At 67.8% G+C, this 22,889-nt stretch carries 15 protein-coding genes and 1 tRNA gene; 12 read left to right on the plus strand and 4 right to left on the minus strand.

Going from position 1 to position 22,889, the window contains the following annotated elements; genetic code table 11:
- Window positions 1–54: 54 nt before the first annotated feature.
- Together Aph01nite_RS18770 and Aph01nite_RS18775 are read right to left on the minus strand one after the other, a co-directional pair.
- Window positions 55–1,068, minus strand: a complete 1,014-nt coding sequence (locus Aph01nite_RS18770; protein WP_204042219.1) for an adenosine deaminase — start codon at window positions 1,066–1,068, stop codon at window positions 55–57.
- A gap of 47 nt (window positions 1,069–1,115) precedes the next feature.
- Window positions 1,116–2,315 (minus strand): pyridoxal phosphate-dependent aminotransferase, encoded by a 1,200-nt coding sequence (locus Aph01nite_RS18775; RefSeq protein ID WP_204042220.1) that lies wholly within the window; start codon window positions 2,313–2,315, stop codon window positions 1,116–1,118.
- A gap of 191 nt (window positions 2,316–2,506) precedes the next feature.
- Between Aph01nite_RS18775 and Aph01nite_RS18780 the strand changes: the two genes are divergently transcribed.
- The 12 genes from Aph01nite_RS18780 to Aph01nite_RS18835 all read left to right on the plus strand — a co-directional run bounded on the left by Aph01nite_RS18780 (window position 2,507) and on the right by Aph01nite_RS18835 (window position 16,234).
- Window positions 2,507–2,579 (plus strand) — tRNA-Trp (locus Aph01nite_RS18780).
- A gap of 72 nt (window positions 2,580–2,651) precedes the next feature.
- Window positions 2,652–2,906, plus strand: a complete 255-nt coding sequence (secE, locus tag Aph01nite_RS18785; protein WP_239161801.1) for a preprotein translocase subunit SecE — start codon at window positions 2,652–2,654, stop codon at window positions 2,904–2,906.
- 44 nt (window positions 2,907–2,950) lie between these two features.
- On the plus strand, window positions 2,951–3,712 hold the full coding sequence (nusG, locus tag Aph01nite_RS18790; protein WP_204042222.1) for a transcription termination/antitermination protein NusG: 762 nt from the start codon (window positions 2,951–2,953) through the stop codon (window positions 3,710–3,712).
- 185 nt (window positions 3,713–3,897) lie between these two features.
- The gene (rplK, locus tag Aph01nite_RS18795; protein ID WP_204042223.1) at window positions 3,898–4,329 is read left to right on the plus strand and encodes a 50S ribosomal protein L11; all 432 of its coding nucleotides are present in this window, start codon (window positions 3,898–3,900) and stop codon (window positions 4,327–4,329) included.
- Window positions 4,330–4,392: 63 nt separating this feature from the next.
- Window positions 4,393–5,106 carry a 50S ribosomal protein L1 gene (gene rplA / locus Aph01nite_RS18800; protein ID WP_204042224.1) on the plus strand — a complete coding sequence of 238 codons (714 nt, stop codon included), beginning with the start codon at window positions 4,393–4,395 and terminating at the stop codon, window positions 5,104–5,106.
- 161 nt (window positions 5,107–5,267) lie between these two features.
- Complete coding sequence (locus tag Aph01nite_RS18805) at window positions 5,268–6,080, plus strand: SCO4651 family lipoprotein (protein ID WP_204042225.1); 813 nt, start codon at window positions 5,268–5,270, stop codon at window positions 6,078–6,080.
- 271 nt (window positions 6,081–6,351) lie between these two features.
- Window positions 6,352–6,876, plus strand: a complete 525-nt coding sequence (gene rplJ / locus Aph01nite_RS18810; protein ID WP_204042226.1) for a 50S ribosomal protein L10 — start codon at window positions 6,352–6,354, stop codon at window positions 6,874–6,876.
- A 78-nt stretch (window positions 6,877–6,954) separates the two neighbouring features.
- Window positions 6,955–7,341 (plus strand): 50S ribosomal protein L7/L12, encoded by a 387-nt coding sequence (gene rplL / locus Aph01nite_RS18815; RefSeq protein ID WP_204042227.1) that lies wholly within the window; start codon window positions 6,955–6,957, stop codon window positions 7,339–7,341.
- A 120-nt stretch (window positions 7,342–7,461) separates the two neighbouring features.
- Complete coding sequence (locus Aph01nite_RS18820; RefSeq protein ID WP_204042228.1) at window positions 7,462–7,953, plus strand: Rv1363c family protein; 492 nt, start codon at window positions 7,462–7,464, stop codon at window positions 7,951–7,953.
- Window positions 7,950–8,456, plus strand: coding sequence for an Rv1363c family protein (locus Aph01nite_RS18825; RefSeq protein ID WP_204042229.1), 507 nt, complete (start codon window positions 7,950–7,952; stop codon window positions 8,454–8,456). The genes Aph01nite_RS18820 and Aph01nite_RS18825 overlap by 4 nt, the downstream gene beginning before the upstream one ends.
- 423 nt (window positions 8,457–8,879) lie before the next feature.
- On the plus strand, window positions 8,880–12,344 hold the full coding sequence (rpoB, locus tag Aph01nite_RS18830) for a DNA-directed RNA polymerase subunit beta (RefSeq protein ID WP_204042230.1): 3,465 nt from the start codon (window positions 8,880–8,882) through the stop codon (window positions 12,342–12,344).
- Between the two features lie 14 nt (window positions 12,345–12,358).
- Window positions 12,359–16,234, plus strand: a complete 3,876-nt coding sequence (locus tag Aph01nite_RS18835; RefSeq protein ID WP_204042231.1) for a DNA-directed RNA polymerase subunit beta' — start codon at window positions 12,359–12,361, stop codon at window positions 16,232–16,234.
- A gap of 149 nt (window positions 16,235–16,383) precedes the next feature.
- Here the strand turns inward: Aph01nite_RS18835 and Aph01nite_RS18840 are convergent, their stop codons facing one another.
- Window positions 16,384–16,710, minus strand: a complete 327-nt coding sequence (locus tag Aph01nite_RS18840) for a hypothetical protein (protein WP_204042232.1) — start codon at window positions 16,708–16,710, stop codon at window positions 16,384–16,386.
- A gap of 80 nt (window positions 16,711–16,790) precedes the next feature.
- A complete protein-coding gene (locus Aph01nite_RS18845; protein WP_204042233.1) occupies window positions 16,791–22,835 on the minus strand; it encodes a DNRLRE domain-containing protein in 6,045 nt (2,014 codons plus the stop codon).
- Window positions 22,836–22,889 lie beyond the last annotated feature (54 nt).

A 22,889-nucleotide genomic window follows, 5' to 3' on the forward strand; every position in this document is an offset into this window, starting at 1 on the left:
GCTGGATCGGCCCGGCGTGAAATGCGCCCATGCGTCGGGGCGGAATGGGAGGTGCTAGTCCGCCAGCCAGGTGTCGATCTCGGTGAGGAGTTCCTTCTTCAGGGAGTCCGGGGCCGCCGAGGAGCGGATCGACTGGCGGGCCAGCTCGGCCAGTTCGGCGTCGCGGAAGCCGTACACGTCTCTGGCCAGTTCGTACTGGGGGAGCAGGCGGGCGCCGAAGAGCAGCGGGTCGTCGGCGCCCAGCGCGATCGGGACCCCGGCGTCGAAGAGCCGCCGCAGCGGCACGTCCTCGGCGTGCTCCACCACGCCGAGCCCGACGTTGGAGAGCGGGCAGACCTCGCAGGCGATCTGCCGGTCGGCCAGCCGTTCCATCAGCCGGGGGCTCTCGGCGGCCCGCACCCCATGCCCGACCCGGTCGGCGTCGAGATCGTCCACGCACTCGGCCACGCTGACCGCGCCCAGCAGTTCCCCGCCGTGCGGCACCGCCAGCAGCCCGGCCCGCTTGGCGATCCGGAACGCGCCGTCGAAGTCCCTGGCCCGGCCCCTGCGCTCGTCGTTGGAGAGCCCGAAGCCGATCACGCCCCGATCCCGGTACTGGGTGGCCAGCCGGGCCAGCGTGCGCGCGTCCAGCGGATGCCGGGTGCGGTTGGCCGCGACGATCACGGCCACCCCGATGCCGACCTGCCGGGCGGCCCGGTCGGCCGCGTCCAGCATGAGTTCGAGCGTCGCGGTCAGCCCGCCGAACCGCTGCGCGTAACCGGACGGATCCACCTGGATCTCCAGCCACCGCGAGCCCTCCGCCCGCTCGTCCTCGGCGGCCTCCCTGAGCAGCCGGTACACGTCCTCCGGGCGGCGCAGCACCGAGCGGGCGATGTCGTACAGACGCTGGAACCGGAACCAGCCGCGCTCGTCGGTGGCCCGCAGCCGCGGCGGCCAGTCCTCCACCAGCGCGTCCGGCAGGTGCACGCCCTGCTCGGCGGCCAGCTCGATCAGCGTGGTGTGCCGCATCGAGCCGGTGAAGTGCAGGTGCAGGTGTGCCTTGGGCAGTGTGGGGAGCGGGCGTGGCATTTCCTTATCCTGCCGCACCCGCTCCGGGCCCCGGGCGGGCTTTACCCTCAGCGGGCCTCGGCGAACAGCTTGGCCAACCGGCTGATGCCCTCGGCGAGGTCCTCGTCGCCGAGCGCGTAGGAGAGCCGGAAGTAGCCGGGCGTGCCGAACGCCTCACCGGGCACCAGCGCGACCTCCGCCTCCTCCAGGATCAGCCCGGCCAGCTCGGCCGTGGTGGCCGGCCGCTGCCCGCGCAGCTCCTTGCCCAGCAGCTCCTTGACCGACGGGTACGCGTAGAAGGCCCCGAAAGGTTCAGGGCACACCACGCCCGGGATCTCGTTGAGCAGGCGGACCATGGTCTGCCGCCGCCGGTCGAACGCCTCCCGCATGGCCGCCACCGCGGTCAGATCGCCGCTGACCGCCGCCAGCGCCGCCGCCTGCGCCACGTTCGACACGTTCGAGGTGGCGTGCGACTGGAGACTGGTCGCCGCCTTCACCACGTCGGCCGGGCCGATCAGCCAGCCCACCCGCCAGCCCGTCATCGCGTACGTCTTCGCGACGCCGTTCAGCACCACGACGCGGTCCCTGAGCTCCGGCACGGCGGTCGCGACGCTGGTGAACTTGGCGTCGCCGTACACGAGGTGCTCGTAGATCTCGTCGGTGACCACCCAGAGCTCCTTCTCCAGCGCCCAGCGGCCGATCTCGGCGATCTGCGCGGGGGAGTAGACCGCACCCGTGGGGTTGGACGGCGAGACCAGCAGCAGCGCCTTGGTGCGCTCGGTCAGCTTCGCCTCCAGCTGCTCCACCGAGGCCAGGTAGCCGGTGGTCTCGTCGGTGACCACGTCCACCTGCACGCCCCCGGCCAGCTTGATCGCCTCCGGATAGGTCGTCCAGTACGGCGCGACCACCAGCACCTCGTCGCCCGGGTCCAGGAGGGTCGCGAAGGCCTCGTAGACGGCCTGCTTGCCGCCGTTGGTGACCAGCACCTGCGCGGCGTCCACGGCCAGGCCGGAGTCCCGCTTGGTCTTGTCGGCGATGGCCTGCTTCAGCTCGGGCAGGCCCCCGGCGGGCGTGTACTTGTGGAAGCGCGGGTTCCGGCACGCCTCCACCGCCGCCTCGACGATGTAGTCCGGGGTCGGGAAGTCGGGCTCACCTGCGCCGAACCCGATCACCGGGCGGCCGGCCGCCTGCATGGCCTTGGCTTTGGCGTCCACGGCCAGGGTGGCGGACTCGGTGATGGCGGCGACTCGCGCGGAGATTCGGGACATGAGTCCATGTTTTCAGAACACGGACCGCGTTTCCCGCGCTATTCCAGCATCCGGACATTGCCACACGGTAGCTTTGAGCTGCGGGGACGTACGGGGAAGTTACTGGTTCGACGAAGCAGCCATTCCCACGTACACTTCACCGTCTAGTGGGCCACAACGCCGAAACAGTCGGGTAGGGTGGTGCACGGCTTAGGGCACTAGCGCAATTGGTAGCGCACCGGTCTCCAAAACCGGCGGTTGGGGGTTCGAGTCCCTCGTGCCCTGCGGAGTGCGGTCCGCGCACTAAGGGCGTAAGAGCCGCCGGTTGCGATGGACACGACGGATCAGGTGAGGACTGTGGCGATCGACACGCGCGGCGAGGCCGCGGCACAGCCAGGCAAGCCGAGCGGCGAGAAGAAGACGAAGCGCACCTCTCCCGCCCTTTTCTATCGGCAGGCCGTCGGCGAGCTGCGTAAGGTCATCTGGCCTACCCGGAAGGACCTGATCAACTACACCATCGTGGTCCTCGTGTTCTGTCTGATCATGGTGGGAATCGTGTCCGGACTGGACTACCTGTTGACGAGGGGCGTGCTCGCGATCTTCGGTTCCTGATCGCCGCGCACGTCAGTTCCACCGAAGAAAGAGGAATTGTCACCGTGTCCGAGTCCCCGCTGCCGGTCGACGGCTCCCACGACGAGCACGACGAGTGGGAAGCCGAGACGACGGAAGAGGCAGAAGAGGTCGAGCAGGAGGTCGAGGAGGCCGCCGGCGCAGGCGATGCTGACGTCGAGGCCTCCGCCGTCGACGAAGACGGTGACGTGCTTCCCGATGTCGACCCCATCGAAGAGTTCAAGCGCCAGCTCCGCGGCCAGTTCGGCGAGTGGTACGTGATCCACTCGTACGCGGGCTACGAGAACCGGGTGAAGCAGAACATCGAGAGCCGTACCGGTTCGCTCAACATGGAGGACTTCATCTTCCAGGTCGAGGTGCCGACGCACACGGTCACCGAGTTCAAGGGCGGCAAGAAGACGCCGATCAAGGAGCGGGTGCTCCCCGGTTACGTGCTGGTCCGGATGGACCTGACCGACGAGTCCTGGGCCGCCGTGCGGAACACGCCCGGCGTGACCGGCTTCGTCGGCCTGTCCAACAAGCCCAGCCCGCTCAACCTCGACGAGGTCGCCAAGCTGCTGGCGCCGGAGCCGACCGAAGAGGTCAAGAAGGCCTCGGCGAAGGCCACGGCCTCCACCGTCGAGTTCGAGATCGGCGAGTCGGTCACCGTCATGGACGGCCCGTTCGCCACGCTCCCCGCCTCGGTCAGCGAGATCAGCCCCGAGTCGCAGAAGCTCAAGGTGCTGGTGTCGATCTTCGGCCGGGAGACGCCGGTGGAGCTCTCGTTCAACCAGGTCTCGAAGATCTGATCTCGGCGATCTGACCTCCACGATCTGACGGAGTCGTCCGGGGGCTCGGGCCCTTTGGCCCGGGTCTTCGTCCCGGTCAAGTAGACTCGTCTAGTTCTCCCCGCTACGCGGGGACGCCCCAGGCTGCCCACAGGCAGGTAAACGCCGGGGCACCACGGAAAAACATTGAGGACCCGGAGAGAGTCATGCCTCCCAAGAAGAAGATCGCGGCGTTGGTGAAGGTCCAGCTTCCCGCTGGCCAGGCCACCCCCGCGCCGCCCGTCGGTACCGCGCTCGGTCCGCACGGCGTGAACATCATGGAGTTCGTCAAGCAGTACAACGCGGCCACGGAGGCTCAGCGGGGCAACATCATCCCCGTCGAGATCACCATCTTCGAAGACCGCACCTTCACCTTCATCACGAAGACGCCCCCGGCGCCTGAGCTGATCAAGAAGGCGCTCGGCCTCAAGGGCGGCTCCGCCAACCCGCTGAAGACCAAGGTGGGTCACCTCACCAAGGAGCAGCTGCGGCAGATCGCCGAGACGAAGATGCCCGACCTGAACGCCAACGACATCGAGATGGCCGAGCGCATCATCGCCGGCACCGCCCGTTCCATGGGCATCACGGTCGCCGAGTAAGACTTTCCCACCCAGTGGAAGGGCCTCGCGCGGCCCGTACCACGAACTCCTGTAGGAGCAGCAGTGAAGCGCAGCAAGAACTGGAAGAACGCCGCGGTCCAGATCGACCGCGACTCCGTCCTCTCGCCGCTGGACGGCGTGCGGCTGGCCAAGAAGACCGCCTCCACCAAGTTCGACGCCACCGTCGAGGTGGCCCTGCGGCTGGGCGTCGACCCGCGCAAGGCCGACCAGATGGTCCGTGGCACCGTCAACCTCCCGCACGGCACCGGCAAGACCGCCCGGGTCCTGGTCTTCGCGACCGGTGACCGTGCCGAGGAGGCCCGCGCCGCGGGCGCCGACATCGTGGGCGCCGACGAGCTCATCGAGGAGGTGGCCAAGGGCCGCCTCGACTTCGACGCCGTCGTGGCCACCCCGGACCTGATGGGCAAGGTCGGCCGCCTGGGCCGCGTGCTCGGTCCGCGTGGCCTCATGCCCAACCCGAAGACCGGCACCGTCACGCCGGCCGTCGGCAAGGCCGTCACCGACATCAAGGGCGGCAAGATCGAGTTCCGGGTCGACCGGCACGCGAACCTGCACTTCATCATCGGCAAGGCCTCCTTCGAGGAGCGCCAGCTGGTGGAGAACTACGCGGCCGCCCTGGACGAGGTGCTGCGGCTCAAGCCGTCCGCCGCCAAGGGCCGCTACCTGAAGAAGGTCACCTTCGCCACGTCCATGGGCCCCGGCATCCCGGTGGACCCGAACGTGACGCGCGCGATGACCGCGGAGATCGACGCCTGAGCCGCTCAGGACTGACAGGCCCCCATCCGGGTAACCGGGTGGGGGTCTTTCATTTGTTCGCGGAGAACGCGGGGGTGTGGAGAAAGTGTGCGGATATCGCGCGACCGCCGCATCGATCTTTCCGCGAACGTAGGCTCTGGGCGACGAAGGGACGACAACACATGCGCCGACTTCTTGTGGCCGCCGCGCTGATCGCCGCGGCCGGGTGTGGCACGACGACAGCACAGCCCCTCGGGGAGGTCCAGCTCTCGGCGGCCGACGCCTTAGCCCAGACCGCTCAGAAGGCCGAGGACGTCACGTCCTACGCGGCCGACATCGTGGTCGACTTCAGCGACCAGAAGGGCTCCTCGGGCAACGTGCGCGGCACGATGCTGTTCCAGCAGAAGCCCACCCTCGCCTCCGACATCAATCTCAGCCAGGTGACGTTCGCCGGCCAGCCCCTGCCGGGCGGCGTCCGGGTGATCCTCGCCGACGAGACCGCCTATCTGAAGCTGGACGTGCTCAAGCAGCTGACCGGCAGCACCAAGCCCTGGGTCAAGGTCGGCCTGAAGGACCTGGGCGACGACGTCAGCGTCCGGCAGTTCCTCAGCCAGGCCCAGCAGATCGACCTGAAGTCCAGCGTCGCCCTGCTGACCGCCTCCAAGGACGTCAAGGCCGTCGGCCAGGAGACCGTGAGCAACGTGGACACCACGCACTACGCGGGCACGTTCCCGGTGGCCGAGGCCGTCAAGCTGCTGCCCGCGGACTCGCAGGCGGCGATCGCCGGGCAGCTCTCGGCGGTCAAGGACATGAAGTTCGACGCCTGGATCGACGCCGAGGGCCTGCCCCGCAAGATTCAGCTCAACGGCGGAGCCGAGCAGGGCACCTTCAGCGCCGCCCTGGTCTTCACCTCCTTCAACGAGCAGCTCTCCATCGCCGCCCCGCCCGCCGACCAGGTAGGCGACATGCCCAAGGGCGCCCCGGTAACCGAATAAATCCCGCTTTGGTCGGTGGTGGCGGCCGGTCCTGGGGGCTGGTCACCACCACCGATTTGTTTAAGCGGGGATTGACACGTACTCTGTGTTCTGCCAAAGACCGCCGGTCGTCTTCGGGTGCCTACAAGCCCGTTGACCGAAGGATCCACGTGAGTGGACGGCCCGCGCAGGTGTGGATGTGAGCTTCGCTAGTCGTGAGCCCCGTGCGCCCTGCGCCGGGGCTTGTTCGTTTTTCACGCCTTCGCCGGTGGCACATCTGGAAGGAGGGCCCATGGCGAAGTCGGAGAAGACCGGCGCGGTCGCCGAGCTCACGAGCGAGTTCGACAGCTCCAGCGCCGCTGTTCTGACCGAATACCGCGGTCTCACCGTCGCCCAGCTCAAGCAGCTGCGCGTTTCTCTCGGTGGGAATGCGAAGTTCGCCGTGGCGAAGAACACGCTGACCAAGATCGCGGCGAACAACGCCGGGATCACCGTCCTCGACGGGCTGCTGAACGGCCCGACCGCGATCGCCTTCGTCAAGGGCGACGTGGTGGAGGCGGCCAAGGGTCTGCGTGAGTTCGCCAAGGCCAACCCCCTTCTGGTGATCAAGGGCGGTGTCGTCGACGGTAAGGCGATGACCCCGGCCGAGATCTCCAAGCTGGCTGACCTTGAGTCCCGTGAGGTGCTCCTCGCGAAGCTGGCCGGCGCCCTGAAGGCCAAGCAGTCCCAGGCTGCCGCCACCTTCGCCGCGCTGCCCACGCAGATGGCTCGACTGGCCGAAGCCCTGCGCGTCAAGCGCGAAGAGGCCGGCGAGTAATCAGGAAGGTCCGCGAAAGCGGGGGGAAACGCAGACCGCGGTCCCTTTTAACGTAGCTAGATTCACTGGAGGAACACCATGGCGAAGCTCAGCACCGACGAGCTGCTCGAGACCTTCAAGGAGATGACCCTCCTTGAGCTGTCCGACTTCGTGAAGCTCTTCGAGGAGACCTTCGACGTCAAGGCCGCCGCCCCGGTCGCCGTCGCGGGCCCGGCCGGTCCGGCCGCCGCCGTCGAAGAGGTTGAGGAGCAGGACGAGTTCGAGGTCATCCTCGAGTCGGCCGGCGACAAGAAGATCCAGGTCATCAAGGAGATCCGTACCCTCACGAGCCTGGGCCTCAAGGAGGCCAAGGACCTGGTGGACGGCGCTCCCAAGTCCGTCTTCGACGGCAAGGTCAGCAAGGAGCAGGCGGAGAAGGCCAAGGCTGCCCTCGAGGGCGCCGGCGCCAGCGTCACCGTCAAGTAACGCTTGTCAGATCCTGTCCGATAGGAGCGGTTCACTTCGGTGGGCCGCTCCTTTCGCGTTCCTATACCGTGCCCTGTGTGGGCGTAGAAGCAGGCGGAGAGATCGTCTCCGGAGGCCGGGGTGGCGCGTGACGTGCGCCGGGCGCCGGCCCGGCTGAACGCCGCTCTGGCCATGCTCGCGGCGGGCTTCACGGCCCTGGGCTGGCTGGCCTGGCAGGGCAGGGCCGAGGAGCTGGCACTGGCCGCGGACCGGCAGGCCGCCGTGCAGGCCGCCGCCACCCACGCGATCAACCTGATGTCGCTGGACCACCGCTCGATCGACTCCACCCTCAACCGCATCCTGGCCACCTCCACCGGCGAGGCCAAGGCGGGCTACCAGGGCACGATGCGGGAGGTCGCGCTGGCCAACAAGGTCCAGCAGACGGGGGTGCTCCGGGCGGCCGGGCTGGCCTCCTACAACGCCAGGAGCGCGCAGGTGCTCGTGGTGGCGGACGCGGTGATCGACTGGGCGGACCGGGACGATCCGGCCGAGGAGCGGTTCACCCGCTGGCGGATGACCGTGGTCAAGGAGTCCGGCAAGTGGCTGGTGTCCCGGGCGGAGCTGGTCCCGTGAAACTCCGGCTGACCGCCTTCCTGGCCGTCCTGGCGGTCGCCGCGGGCGTCGCGGCCGGGTGGGTGTTCCTGGACCAGCGGCGGATGGCGGAGGGCCGTGCGGCGGGCCAGGAGGCGGCCAACGCGGCCGTCACGTACGCGGCGGACATGTTGTCCTACGACTACCGGACGATCCAGGAGGATCGGGCCCGGGCCCGGGCACACGCCACCGGCGATCTGGTGGGCCGGCTGGACCGCCTCGCGAAGACGCTCGCCCCGGCCGCCGCGCGCCAGAAAACGGTGCAACAGGCTGTAGTCGCCGGAGCCGCCGTGGAATCCGCGACGCCGGACGAGGCCCGCGTACTGGTCTTCCTCAATGTCACGACGTCCTCGTCCGAAACCACGTCGGAGAGCCCGCGGCAGCAGGTGGTCCAGAACAGAGCACGCCTGGTCATGGTACGAATCGATGATCGTTGGCTGGTTTCGGACCTTTCGACCCTCCTGGGTAACACGCCCATCCGGTGAGCCGCGTTATTCAATTGTTAGTCAAGGTTGGGTTTAGCCCCACCCCCGGCGGGGATGCCCAATGCACGGCAGCGGTCGACCGTCGGTCAACGTTCGGTCCTGCGCGTGACAGAGCGTTAGCTGCACCCGGTCCAGGGTATCGACAGGGTCTCGCGGCTTTCGAATGTGGCGCGGAGGGGAAAAACCCAGCGTGGTGGCCATTGGTTAGCGGAAATGTCGGCTCTCGGGCTTGACGTTTCGGCGCAGACGGGTGATGCTGCCAGCAACGTGGAGCGCAGAGCGAGAGCGGAGTGGACAGGTGTATGCCCATCGGCTACACTGCCCCTTTGCGCTGCCCTTTGACGACCGCTTCTCTCAGTAACCTTGCTGCATGGTCGTCTGGCGTGCGTGTAGTCAGTCCGCGAGCCCTCGGAAGGACATCTGTTGGCAGCCTCGCGCAACGCCTCCGCCGTACCCGCCGGTCCCCGTACCGTGTCTTTCGCACGTATTCAGGAGCCGCTCGAAGTTCCTGATCTTCTAGCTCTTCAGACCGAGTCCTTCGACTGGTTGCTCGGTAACGAGAAGTGGAAGGCTCGGGTCGAGGCGGCCAGGCTGGCCGGACGGAAGGACGTACCAGCCCAGTCGGGCCTAGAAGAGATCTTTGAGGAGATCAGTCCCATCGAGGACTTCTCCGGAACCATGTCCCTCTCGTTCCGGGATCACCGGTTCGAGCCGCCCAAGTACTCGGTCGACGAGTGCAAGGACAAGGACATGACCTACTCCGCGCCGATGTTCGTGACGGCGGAGTTCATCAACAACACCACCGGTGAGATCAAGAGCCAGACCGTGTTCATGGGCGACTTCCCGCTCATGACCTCGAAGGGCACCTTCATCATCAACGGCACCGAGCGTGTCGTGGTCTCGCAGCTGGTGCGGTCCCCGGGCGTCTACTTCGACCGCAGCGTCGACAAGACCTCCGACAAGGACCTGTACGGCTGCCGGGTGATCCCGTCCCGGGGCGCGTGGCTCGAGTTCGAGATCGACAAGCGCGACAGCGTCGGCGTCCGCATCGACCGCAAGCGCAAGCAGGCCGTCACGGTCCTGCTCAAGGCGCTCGGCTGGACGACCGACCAGATCCTGGAGCGTTTCGGCCAGTACGAGTCGATGCGCGCCACCCTGGAGAAGGACCACACCTCCGGCCAGGACGACGCGCTGCTGGACATCTACCGCAAGCTGCGCCCGGGCGAGCCTCCCACCAAGGAGTCCGCGCAGACGCTGCTGGAGAACCTGTACTTCAACCCCAAGCGGTACGACCTGGCCAAGGTCGGCCGATACAAGATCAATAAGAAGCTCGGGGTGGACTCTGAGATCACTCAGGGCACTCTCACCGACGAGGACATCGTCTCCACCATCGAGTACATCGTCCGGCTGCACGCCGGCGAGGAGACCATGGGCCCCGACGGTTCGGTGATCATCGAGACCGATGACATCGACCACTTCGGCAACCGCCGTCTGCGTACCGTGGGCGAGCTCATCCAGAACCAGGTCCGGCTGGGCCTGGCCCGGATGGAGCGCGTCGTCCGCGAGCGCATGACCACCCAGGACGTCGAGGCGATCACGCCGCAGACCCTGATCAACATCCGCCCCGTGGTGGCGTCGATCAAGGAGTTCTTCGGCACCTCGCAGCTGTCGCAGTTCATGGACCAGACCAACCCGCTGGCGGGTCTGACCCACAAGCGGCGCCTGTCGGCCCTCGGCCCCGGCGGTCTGTCCCGTGAGCGGGCCGGCTTCGAGGTCCGTGACGTGCACCCGTCCCACTACGGCCGGATGTGCCCGATCGAGACGCCGGAAGGCCCGAACATCGGTCTGATCGGCTCGCTGGCCTCCTTCGGCCGGATCAACTCCTTCGGGTTCGTCGAGACGCCGTACCGGAAGGTCATCGAGGGCAAGGTGTCGGAGCAGGTCGACTACCTCACCGCCGACCAGGAGGACCGGCACGTGGTGGCGCAGGCCAACACGCGCCTGCACTCGGACGGCACCTTCGCCGAGGAGCGCGTGCTGGCCCGCCGCAAGGGCGGCGAGTTCGAGGCCGTGCACCCCAGCGAGGTCGACTACATGGACGTCTCGCCGCGCCAGATGGTGTCGGTGGCGACCGCCATGATCCCGTTCCTGGAGCACGACGACGCCAACCGCGCCCTGATGGGCTCCAACATGCAGCGCCAGTCGGTGCCCCTGCTGAAGAGCGAGGCCCCGCTGGTCGGCACCGGCATGGAGTACCGCGCCGCCACCGACGCGGGCGACGTGATCAACGCCGACAAGGCGGGTGTGGTCGAGGAGGTCTCGGCCGACTACGTCACCGTCATGAACGACGACGGCACCAGGACCACCTACCGGGTCGCCAAGTTCAAGCGCTCCAACCAGGGCACCTGCTTCAACCAGAAGCCGATCGTGGCCGAGGGCGACCGGGTCGAGGTCAACCAGGTGATCGCCGACGGGCCGTGCACCGACACCGGTGAGATGGCGCTCGGCAAGAACCTGCTCGTGGCGTTCATGCCGTGGGAGGGCCACAACTACGAGGACGCGATCATCCTCTCCCAGCGTCTGGTGCAGGATGACGTCCTCTCCTCGATCCACATCGAGGAGCACGAGGTCGACGCCCGCGACACCAAGCTGGGCCCCGAGGAGATCACCCGGGACATCCCGAACGTCTCCGAGGAGGTCCTGGCCGACCTGGACGAGCGCGGCATCATCCGCATCGGCGCCGAGGTCGTGACCGGTGACATCCTGGTCGGCAAGGTCACCCCCAAGGGTGAGACCGAGCTGACCCCCGAGGAGCGCCTGCTCCGCGCGATCTTCGGTGAGAAGGCGCGCGAGGTCCGCGACACCTCGCTGAAGGTGCCGCACGGCGAGTCCGGCAAGGTCATCGGCGTCCGCGTGTTCAGCCGCGAGGAGGGCGACGAGCTTCCCCCCGGCGTGAACGAGCTGGTCCGGGTCTACGTGGCGCAGAAGCGCAAGATCACCGACGGCGACAAGCTGGCGGGCCGCCACGGCAACAAGGGCGTCATCTCCAAGATCCTCCCGGTCGAGGACATGCCGTTCCTCGAGGACGGCACGCCTGTCGACATCGTGCTCAACCCGCTGGGCGTGCCCGGCCGAATGAACGTCGGCCAGGTCCTGGAGACCCACCTGGGGTGGATCGCCGCCCGAGGATGGGACGTCTCGGGGATCGAGGAGGCCTGGGCCGAGCGCCTTCGCGAGAAGGGCCTCGCCGAGGTCGATCCGTTCACCAAGGTCGCGACCCCGGTGTTCGACGGCGCCCAGGAAGAGGAGATCGTCGGCCTGCTGAGCAACACCCTGAAGAACAGGGACGGCTCGCGCATGGTCGGCGAGAACGGCAAGGCCCGGCTGTTCGACGGCCGCTCCGGCGAGCCGTTCCCGCACCCGGTCTCGGTCGGCTACATCTACATCCTCAAGCTGCTGCACCTGGTCGACGACAAGATCCACGCCCGGTCGACCGGTCCGTACTCGATGATCACCCAGCAGCCGCTGGGTGGTAAGGCGCAGTTCGGCGGGCAGCGTTTCGGCGAGATGGAGGTGTGGGCCCTGGAGGCGTACGGCGCCGCCTACGCGCTGCAGGAACTGCTCACCATCAAGTCCGACGACGTCCTCGGCCGCGTGAAGGTGTACGAGGCCATCGTCAAGGGCGAGAACATCCCGGAGCCGGGCATTCCGGAGTCCTTCAAGGTCCTCATCAAGGAAATGCAGTCGCTCTGCCTCAACGTCGAGGTGCTCTCCAGCGACGGCATGTCCATCGAGATGCGCGACACCGACGAGGACGTCTTCCGCGCCGCGGAGGAGCTCGGTATCGATCTGTCCCGGCGCGAGCCGAGCAGCGTGGAAGAAGTCTGAGGGGGAGATAGCACATGCTGGACGTCAACTTCTTCGACGAGCTCAGGATCGGCCTGGCGACCGCGGACGACATCCGTCAGTGGTCGCACGGCGAGGTCAAGAAGCCGGAGACCATCAACTACCGGACCCTCAAGCCCGAGAAGGACGGCCTCTTCTGCGAGAAGATCTTCGGCCCGACCCGGGACTGGGAGTGCTACTGCGGCAAGTACAAGCGCGTCCGCTTCAAGGGCATCATCTGTGAGCGCTGCGGCGTCGAGGTGACCCGGGCCAAGGTGCGGCGTGAGCGCATGGGCCACATCGAGCTGGCCGCGCCGGTCACCCACATCTGGTACTTCAAGGGTGTCCCGTCGCGCCTCGGCTACCTGCTGGACCTCGCCCCGAAGGACCTGGAGAAGGTCATCTACTTCGCGGCGTACATGATCACGCAGGTGGACGCGGAGATGCGCGACCGCGACCTGCCCTCGCTGGAGGCGAAGATCTCCGTCGAGCGGCAGCACGTCGAGCAGCGCCGCGACGCCGACATCGAGGCCAGGCAGAAGAAGCTGGAAGGCGACCTGGCCGAGCTGGAGGCCGCCGGGGCCAAGGGCGACGCGCGCCGCAAGGTGCGTGAGGGCGCCGACCGCGAGATGCGCCAGCTCCGCGACCGGGCCCAGCGCGAGCTGGACCGGCTGGACGAGGTCTGGAGCCGTTTCAAGAACCTCAAGGTCCAGGACCTCGAGGGCGACGAGATGCTCTACCGCGAGATGCGCGACCGGTTCGGCCGCTACTTCAAGGGCGGCATGGGCGCGCAGGCCATCCAGGAGCGGCTGCAGAGCTTCGACCTGGACCAGGAGGCGGAGAACCTCCGCGAGACCATCCGCAGCGGCAAGGGGCAGAAGAAGGCCCGCGCGCTCAAGCGGCTCAAGGTCGTGGCGGCGTTCCTGAACACCAGGAACTCGCCCGCCGGCATGGTCCTGGACTGCATCCCGGTCATCCCGCCGGACCTGCGCCCGATGGTGCAGCTGGACGGTGGCCGGTTCGCGACCTCCGACCTGAACGACCTGTACCGCCGGGTCATCAACCGGAACAACCGCCTCAAGCGGCTGCTCGACCTCGGCGCGCCCGAGATCATCGTGAACAACGAGAAGCGCATGCTGCAGGAGGCCGTCGACGCGCTGTTCGACAACGGCCGCCGCGGCCGCCCGGTCACCGGGCCCGGCAACCGCCCGCTGAAGTCCCTCAGCGACATGCTGAAGGGCAAGCAGGGCCGGTTCCGGCAGAACCTGCTGGGCAAGCGAGTCGACTACTCCGGCCGTTCGGTCATCGTGGTCGGCCCGCAGCTGAAGCTGCACCAGTGCGGCCTGCCCAAGCAGATGGCGCTGGAGCTGTTCAAGCCGTTCGTGATGAAGCGGCTGGTGGACCTCAACCACGCGCAGAACATCAAGTCCGCCAAGCGCATGGTCGAGCGGGCCCGCCCGGTCGTGTGGGACGTGCTGGAAGAGGTCATCACCGAGCACCCGGTGCTGCTCAACCGGGCGCCGACGCTGCACCGCCTGGGCATCCAGGCCTTCGAGCCGCAGCTGGTCGAGGGCAAGGCCATCCAGATCCACCCGCTCGTCTGCACCGCGTTCAACGCGGACTTCGATGGCGACCAGATGGCCGTGCACCTGCCGCTGTCGGCCGAGGCCCAGGCCGAGGCGCGCATCCTGATGCTCTCGACCAACAACATCCTCAAGCCGGCCGACGGCAAGCCGGTGACGATGCCCACCCAGGACATGGTCATCGGGCTGTACTCGCTCACCACCCAGGCCGACGAGGCCGCCGGTGAGGGGCGCGTGTTCGGCTCGGTCTCCGAGGCCCTCATGGCCTTCGACCGGCGCGAGCTGGACCTGCAGGCCAAGATCCAGGTCAGGCTGAAGGACGTCGCCCCGCCGCGCGGCTGGGAGGCGCCCGACGGCTGGGAGGTCGGCGACCCGCTGCGGCTGGAGACCACCCTCGGCCGCTGCCTGTTCAACCAGACGCTGCCCGCGAACTACCCGTTCGTGAACTACCAGGTCGGCAAGAAGCAGCTGTCCGCGATCGTCAACGAGCTGGCCGAGACCTACCCCAAGGTCGAGGTGGCCAACGCTCTGGACGCGCTCAAGGACGCTGGCTTCCACTGGGCGACCCGGGCCGGGGTCACCATCTCCATCGACGACGTCATCGCCCCGCCGAACAAGGCGGCGATCATGGAGTCGTACGAGAAGCGGGCCGACAAGGTGCAGCGCGAGTACGACCGCGGTCTGATCACCGACGAGGAGCGCCGTCAGGAGCTCATCGAGATCTGGACCCACGCCACCAGCGACGTCACCGAGGACATGCAGAACGCGTTCGCCAAGACGAACCCGATCTGGATGATGGTGCAGTCCGGCGCGCGTGGAAACCTGATGCAGGTCCGGCAGATCGCCGGCATCCGCGGCCTGGTGTCCAACACCAAGGGTGAGACGATCCCGCGGCCGATCAAGTCCTCCTTCCGCGAGGGCCTGTCGGTGCTGGAGTACTTCATCTCCACCCACGGCCAGCGGAAGGGTCTGGCGGACACCGCGCTGCGGACCGCCGACTCCGGCTACCTGACCCGTCGTCTGGTCGACGTGGCCCAGGACGTCATCGTCCGCGAGATCGACTGCGGCACCGACCGCGCGGTCCCGCTGCACACCGCGGAGCGCGACCACGCCGGGAACCTGGTGAAGGCCGAGAACGCGGAGAGCAACATCCACGGCCGGATCCTGGCCGAGGACGTGGAGGTCGACGGCAAGCTGATCGCCACGGCCGGCACGGACATCAACGACGCCACGGTGACGGCGCTGGTCGAGGCCGGCATCGCGACCGTGCGGACCCGCAGCACGCTGGTCTGCGAGGCCAAGATCGGTGTCTGCGCCACCTGCTACGGGCGGTCGCTGGCCACCGGCAAGCTGGTCGACGTCGGCGAGGCGGTCGGCATCATCGCCGCCCAGTCCATCGGCGAGCCCGGCACCCAGCTGACCATGCGGACCTTCCACACCGGTGGTGTGGCGGGCGCCGACATCACCCACGGTCTGCCGCGTGTGCAGGAGCTGTTCGAGGCCCGCATCCCCAAGGGTGTGGCCCCGATCAGCGAGGTCACCGGCCGGGTCAGGATCGACGAGACCGACAAGACCCGCAAGATCGTGATCACGCCGGACGACGGCTCGGACGAGATCGCGTACCCGGTGTCGATGCGGTCGCGGCTCGCGGTCTCGGAGGGGCAGCACATCGACGTCGGCACGCAGCTGATCGCCGGTGCCCGCAACCCCAACGAGGTGCTCCGCATCCTCGGCCCGCGCGCCGTGCAGCTGCACCTGGTGGAGGAAGTCCAGCAGGTGTACCGCTCGCAGGGTGTGTCCATCCACGACAAGCACATCGAGGTCATCGTCCGCCAGATGCTCAAGCGCGTGAACGTGCTGGAGTCCGGCGACGCCGACATGCTCCCCGGTGAGCTCGTGGAGCGGCCGAAGTTCGAGCGCATCAACCGCGAGTGCGTCGCCGAGGGCGGTACCCCCGCCTCCGGCCGTCCGGTCCTGATGGGCATCACCAAGGCGTCGCTGGCCACCGAGTCCTGGCTGTCGGCGGCGTCCTTCCAGGAGACCACCCGGGTGCTCACCGACGCGGCGATCCACGCCAAGTCGGACTCGCTCCTGGGCCTCAAGGAGAACGTCATCATCGGTAAGCTCATCCCGGCCGGTACGGGCATGCCCCAGTACCGCAACATCCGGGTCGAGCCGACCGAGGAGGCCAAGGCCGCGATGTACACGGTCGGCGGCTACGACGGCTCCGCGTCCGACTACACCTTCGGCTCGGGCTCCGGCGAGGCCGTCCCGCTGGAGGAGTACGACTTCGGCCAGTACGGCCGCTAGTCCTTGTGACGAAGCACCCGGGTCACCGACCCGGGTGCTTCGTCATGGTACGACCGGCCTGGCTTTGGCACGGGCCCGCATGTCCGGTGGCGCGAGAGGAGGGGTGAGGCGACCTCACCCCTCCTACTCGATTCGGACTCCTTCGAGGGTCATTCAGCTTTCGACCGTCGGTACATGACGACCGCTGCGACGAAGGCCACCACGAATATCGTGGTGAGCAGCGAGTAGGCGATCCGAGCCCCGATGGACTCCCAGGTGCTGATGGCCAGCGCCGTCGTGCCCACCGCCAGGATGCCTGGAGTCAGGATGGGCTGCCATTTTCTCGGCGCGGACCCCTGCGGGGAGCGGCCGAGCAGCAACATCACCAACCGCCCGGCCAGAATCGCGGCCATCGCCCAGAAGACCACCCGCACGGCGGGGCCGGCCCAGTCGCTCAGCGCGATCGCCACGCTGCAGGCCAGGAGAGCGCCGACCATGTACCAAGGCTCGCCCCGGGAGCCGCGAGAATTCCGGGGCTGCTCCCGATCCGTCGGTCCGGACATCGCCGTCCACTCCTCTATATGCAGATCTTCGCGTACAGCGGCCCGCGCGTCCCCATGTATTTACGGATCGTACTGCACCTTACCTGGAAGGTCAGTGCGCCCGAATAGTGATACCAGTACTCGATGGTTTTCACGTAGTCGCCAAAGCTCTTGGCGATTTCGGCTGGCATTCCCAGGCGAATCATGCAGGCCGCAGCTTTCGAGAAGGCTTTGCCGCACGCCGTCCTGATGGCGTTCCTGATGCTCGTGATCGCCTTGTACGGTTTGCTGCGCACCTGCGCGAGCCGACCGGCGATCACCCTCAGCACCCGCATGAACTTGACGAATCCGGTTTTGTTAATGAAGGGCGAGAACTCGACGGTCACCTTTCCCCAGAACCAGAAGTGGTGCGTGGTGAGCTGATGCAGCGGATGGTCGGCGTAGGTCAGGTAGCAGTAGTCGAAATCGTAGAGACCCCATTCGTAGCCCCAGCACCGGCCGTCGAGATCGGAGCCGTTCACGGGGTCGGTGGGATAGGAGTAGGCGTTGGCCCCGCCGCCGGGAACCGGATCCAGCTGCAGGAACCTGCCTGTGGACGGGTTGTAGACGCGGGCGCCCATCAGTACCAGCCCGGCCAGCGCGTCACCCGACCGCTGCGCGTCACCGTGCCACCCATAGCGCTGCGGGTTGACGGAGTTCTCTGGCCGTGCCCGACCGTACTCCGTCTGTTCGAAGTACGCTGTCACGCCGGTCGCGCCCGCGCTGCTGGACGCGGTCGCCACGATGTCGCCGTGCAGGTTGCTCAGCTGGAGGGTGACTGTGCCATCACTCTTCTGGATGGCGCCCAAGCCGCCCACGTCCAGGATGTTCCTGGTCCAGCTCCCGTCGGCTTCGGCGATCCACGTGGGCGAGTCGCTGTCGTCGGCGTAGTGGTTGACCACCGTTCCCGCGCCGCTGCCCCCGGTCTGGGTGGCGGCGCGCAGGCGGCCGACCGGGTCGAGCGTGAACGTCTTTGTCACACCGCTCTGCGCCAGGCTGGCGATCATGTCGTTGGCGAAGTAGCCGACGGTCGTGGTCCCTCCGCTCCCGGCTTGGTCGGCGGGGATCGTCAACGTGCGGCCGAAGGCGTCGTAGGTGTATCCGGCGTCCACGATCCTGTCGGCGGCGTCATAGCTGTGCGAGACCGCGGTGGCGCCGGTGGAGGTGGAGCAGAGGCCGTCATCGTCGGCGAGATAGGTGGTGAGGCTCGTTCGGTTACTGTTGAGGTTGAAGCCGTAGAGCCGGGTGACGCACGTAGAGGCATAGATGTCCTTGACGGCGGAGAGCCTGCCGCCGCCGTCGTACTCGTAACTCTGGACGCTGCCGCTCGGACCCGTGTTCTGCCGGACCCGGCCGTCCGCATCGGGAAGCGCGGTGAAGGCCAGCCAGGTGGAGCCGGACTTGGCGTACGTGAGCACGACCTCTTTCCCGGCGTTGTCGAACCGGCTGGTCGAGACCAGGCCGCCCGGGAAGGTTCGCGTCAGCAGCCGCCCGTCCGGCGAGTACGCACCGGTGAAGGTTCCCGGGCTGCCCGCGTTGACGCCGGTGACCAGGCCCCGGCGTTCCGCCTTACCTGCGGCGTCGGTGCCGTCGTAGGTGTAGGCGTAGAGCCCCTTGCCGTCGTTGGTTGTGGCGACCCGCCCGTACGCGTCGTAGGTGATGGCGGCACTGCCGGTATCGGCGTCGGTCTTGGAGATCACCCGGCCCAGGGTGTCGTAGCCGGTGGTGATGCTCGCCCCGCCCGCACTGACCTGAGTCAGCAGCCCGGTGGCGGCGTCGTAGGTGACCGTCGCGTCGGGCACCGCCGTGCCGCCCTCGGCGGCGGGGGTAGCGGTCGTCTGGCGCGTGGTCGTGCGGCCCGCGGTGTCGTGGCCGAACGTGGACGTACGGGTGGCGGCGCCTGAGGTCTCGGTGACGGACGTGATCTGCCCGAAGTACCCGTAGGTGGTCGTCGAGATGGGAAGGGACTTGCCCGGTGGCTGTGCCTTGGGTCCCGTCCGGCAGGCCAGGCCCGCCCACTGCGGCTTGTTGCCGCAGGCGGCGACCGACGGATGAGCACCCGAGGTGAAGTAATCGGTGGTCGTCGTCCCGGCGTCGGCGCCATTGGATGCCGGCATACGCCGTTCGAACTCACGCCAGCTCTCGTCATAGCGAGTCCGGCGGACGATGTCGCCGCCACTTGCCATGACCGTGGTCTGCTGGGTGGCGGTCAGGAGATCCCAGCCGGAGGGGTCGCCGGGCTCGACGGGGTCGTAGCCGGTCCGCATGGTCCGGATGTCCGCCGCGGCCGGCGTCGCCGTCCCGTCCACGACGGCGGGCAGCACGCGTGTCGTCGTGAGCAGGTTGTAATCGTCAGAACCGGCCGGTTTGCCCTCGTCGTAGGTGTGCTCGGCTCGCTGCCGGGCGGAGACGATGGCACCCGAGCGGAGCATCACCCGATGCACGGGCGCCTCCTCGGTCAGGACGAGCCCGTCGGGCGAGAACGTCGTCCGGCTGGCCAGGAGATGGGCCCGCTCGGCCGTCGAGGTTCGGCCGGCCACATACGAGTCGGTGTCCGCGGTGGGCGTGAGCGCCTGCAGCCGGTTGCCCGGCCCGAGCTCCCACACCACGTTGCCGTCCTCGTCATATCGGGTGGAGCCGACCTGCCAGGCGCCGGCGCCGTAGCTGGCCGTATTGACCGCACGACCGTTCACGTCCAGGTAGGTCAGCTTGGCGTACTCCCAGTCGCTGGCGGCGGGCTGGTAAGCGCCGTTGGCGTTTCGTGGGGGAACGCGCCAGGCGGGGAAGATGGCGGCACCGACGCGCGGCAGGTCAACGGCCTGCCCCCACTTCTCGGTCTCGCTCAGGGTGAGGTTCACCGGGGCCGAGATCGGCACACCGTACACGATGGCCTCGGTGAGCTGGCCCTGCGGGCTCGTCCGGGTGGTGTGCGCGATTCGGCCGGTGCTGTCGTAGTCCAACTGGACCGGCACCAGCCCCGGTGGCGTGATTTGGGAGAGGCGGCCCTGCCCGTTGTAGTAATAGGTGTTGGTCAGGCCGGAACGCGGATCGGTCGCGGTGCGCAGGTGGCTGGTGGAGTCGTAGGCGTAGGTCGCGATGGTCGTGGTTTTCATGGCCGACGTCGCTGGGTCGTACGCGGTGTAGGAGATCGATTTCACCAGGCCGGCGTAGTCTCCCCAGCCGTTGGCCACTCCCGTGGCCGTGGTGGTCGTCGCGTACGTGACGGCCAGCGCCCGGCACCCTGCGACGAGAGTTCCCGAGCAGGTCACCCCGGCGGGGACGGGTGCGAGGATGCGGGTGACCCGGCCTGCGGCGTCGTGGGTATATGTGATGGTGTTCTCGGTGCCCGGCTCGTCGATCAAATTCACGGTCCACTCCGTGCCGACGAGGGTGAAGACGGTCGTGACCCCGGTCGCGTCGGTGTGAGTGAACTGGGTGCTGGAGTTCTTGACGACTTTGGACTCGTCGCTGGCGTCGGAGACGCCCTTGAACGTCCCGTCAGGCTGGACGGTGTAGGTCAGTTGCGCGCCGTCTGTCCCCGTGAAGGTGACGTACCCATGGGCGGAGAAGTCGCCGAACTTCATGCCGGAGACGGCGGAACTACCGGCTGGCAGCGACGCACGCCAGCCCGGCCCGAACACTCCGCCGGCGCCGGTCTCGGTCGGCGGGAAGAGCGTGGTGTGGCCGCGGCCGACCGTCAGCCCGAAGACGTTCACGTCGGTGGCCGTGACCGAATAGTCGCCGGTCAGCAGTGCGACCTGGCCGGGTCCGACCGCTCCGGTGGCGTACGTGGATCCGAAGGCGCTCTGCTCCAATGTGAAGGTGACGGGGTCGGAGCAGTTGTCGGCGGTGCCGCTGACGAAGCAGGCTCGTAAACTCACGGGTCCGTCGCCTCGGCCGACGGTCTGCATGGTCTGAGCGGCGTCCCAGTAAAGGTCGGCGAAGGGCAGGGACGTGTCGGCCCGGGACTGCGGCCAGGCCGGGATCGGGGTGGGCGAGCCGGGAACGGTGACGTCGGCGGTGGGGACCGGCGTCCACGTGCCGGAGGAGGACACGTCGGCCTTGTACTCGTACCGGACGCCGGTGCGATCGGGGGCGGCACGGGAGGCGAGCGTGACCGCGGCCTGGGTGCGCTCCTCGTTCGAGGGCTTGATGACCTCGCCCACACCCACGCCGAAGGTGTAGGTCGTCACCGTCGATGAGCGCCGGGCGAGATCCCTGCTCTTGACGTAGAGGGTGTGCCAGCCCTGCTTCGGGTCGATGTTCACAGTGAGGGCGTCACCGCCGCCGTTGTCGTCGGCGGCCAGGTTCGGGGTTGACGGATCGTCCAGCCCCCAGTGGTAGCCAGAGCCGTCGGCGGAGGTGGTGTCCAGCGTCATCGGAACCGGCGAGGTCTGCTTGGCCGACCACACGTTGGCCGCGTAGGCGGGGAGGCTCACCGTGGGCGCGGCGGGATCGGTGGTGTCGACGGCGAAGGTCTGCCATGCCGACCAGGACCGCGAATAGTCGGTCCCGTCGTAGCCGCGTGCCCGCCAGCGATAGTGGTTGCCGTTGGCGAGGGCTCCGGCCGGGACCGCGATCGTGCCGAGCTCACCCTGCATGAGGTTGTTCACCGAGCCGGTCCACACCGTACCGCTGCCCTCGGCGGGGTAGGCGGGGTCGCGTTCGATTACGAAGTCGATTCGCTCCGTGTCCCACTCGCCGTCGCCGACCAGGCCGGTCAGTGCGGGCGTGAGCGAGGTGACGTACAGGCCGCCGTTGGTGCCGCCCGCAGACGGTGTGATCGACAGGTTCGTGGGGACCGTTGGATATGAATTCCATTGGACGGTGAGCTGCGGCGGATGCGCGCCGACCGTGTTCTCCGAGGAGCGGAACATGCGCCAGTTGGTGGCGACGGACTCGTCGGCGGCGCGGATCTGCAGTCCGTAGTTGGAGCCGCCGTCGGTCCACGCTTGAACGATGTCCTCGATCGACCACAGGATGTCGCCCTCACCGCAGCCGGTGAAGCCGTATGCCAGGTTGGTGGTGACGTCGGTTGACAGGTCGATGCCCGGCATGTTGGACAGGGTCAGCGTGGACGGCGTCCACGCGCTTCCATTACGCCCCACCCGGATACCGCCGGCTGCGGCGCCGCAGGCGTTGGATTTGTAGTTCCACAGCGTTAGATCGGCGTTGAGAATGTGCTTGCGTAACATTCCGCCCATGTTGTACTGCAGAAACGTTCGCGCCGTTTTCGCCCCGGAGCCGAATTTGCCCGCGTGCAGCCACGTCCCGCCCGTCTGCGAACCGGGGTAGTCGGTGGACACGAACGTGTCGGTCTGCAGTGTGAGCTGCATCCACGGGTCGACGGTGACCGGATACCGGACGGCCGGATCCGCGAGGAACGCCGGATCGGGCCGCAGCACCAGCTCGGGGCCGTTCGCACCGCTGACGATCTCAGAGGTGACCTCGGCTCGGCTGCCCGCCTCGGGGGAGGTCTCGGCGAGAGCGTCCCACATGTGGGGCGGCGGAGCCGCGGCCACTGACTTGCCCGATGTGGCGTCGGTCAACTCCAGTCTGCGGTCCTTGCGCCGCTCGAAGGACATCCCCGACAGCTCGATGGGAAAGCGAAGTTCGACGGGCCCGACCGGCCGCTGCCGAAATACCACGAAGTGCACGAAACCCTGCGGTTGGGCCTGGACTACCAGGTCAGCCACCCCGGGGATCACGTCCCGCCAGGTGGCGGTGTTTCCGGCGACCTCGGGACGGCCGAGCGCCGACGGCCATCTGATGCCGAATCTGCGGCTCAGCTTCTTGCCCTTGACGTCGACCACCTCGGATATCGCCGCGAACGCGCCGGTCCCGTCGGCGGACACCGTCACGTCGGCGTCGGCGGCCTTGGGTACCAGTCGGCCGCCATCGGCCACCAGCGTGGTGTCGATCGGCACCCAGTCGCCGCGTTGCCTGACCTGGATTGGTCCCGCGTAAATCTGCGTCGTCATGGTGCCGTCAGGGTTGATCCACGATTTGGAGTCCTTGGTGCGTTCGCTGAGCACCTCCACCGGCGCATTCTGCAGGCGTGCCGACGTTCCCGCCGAAACCATGTCGGGTCGCTC

The organism is Acrocarpospora phusangensis (assembly GCF_016862995.1).
Classification (GTDB): domain Bacteria; phylum Actinomycetota; class Actinomycetes; order Streptosporangiales; family Streptosporangiaceae; genus Acrocarpospora; species Acrocarpospora phusangensis.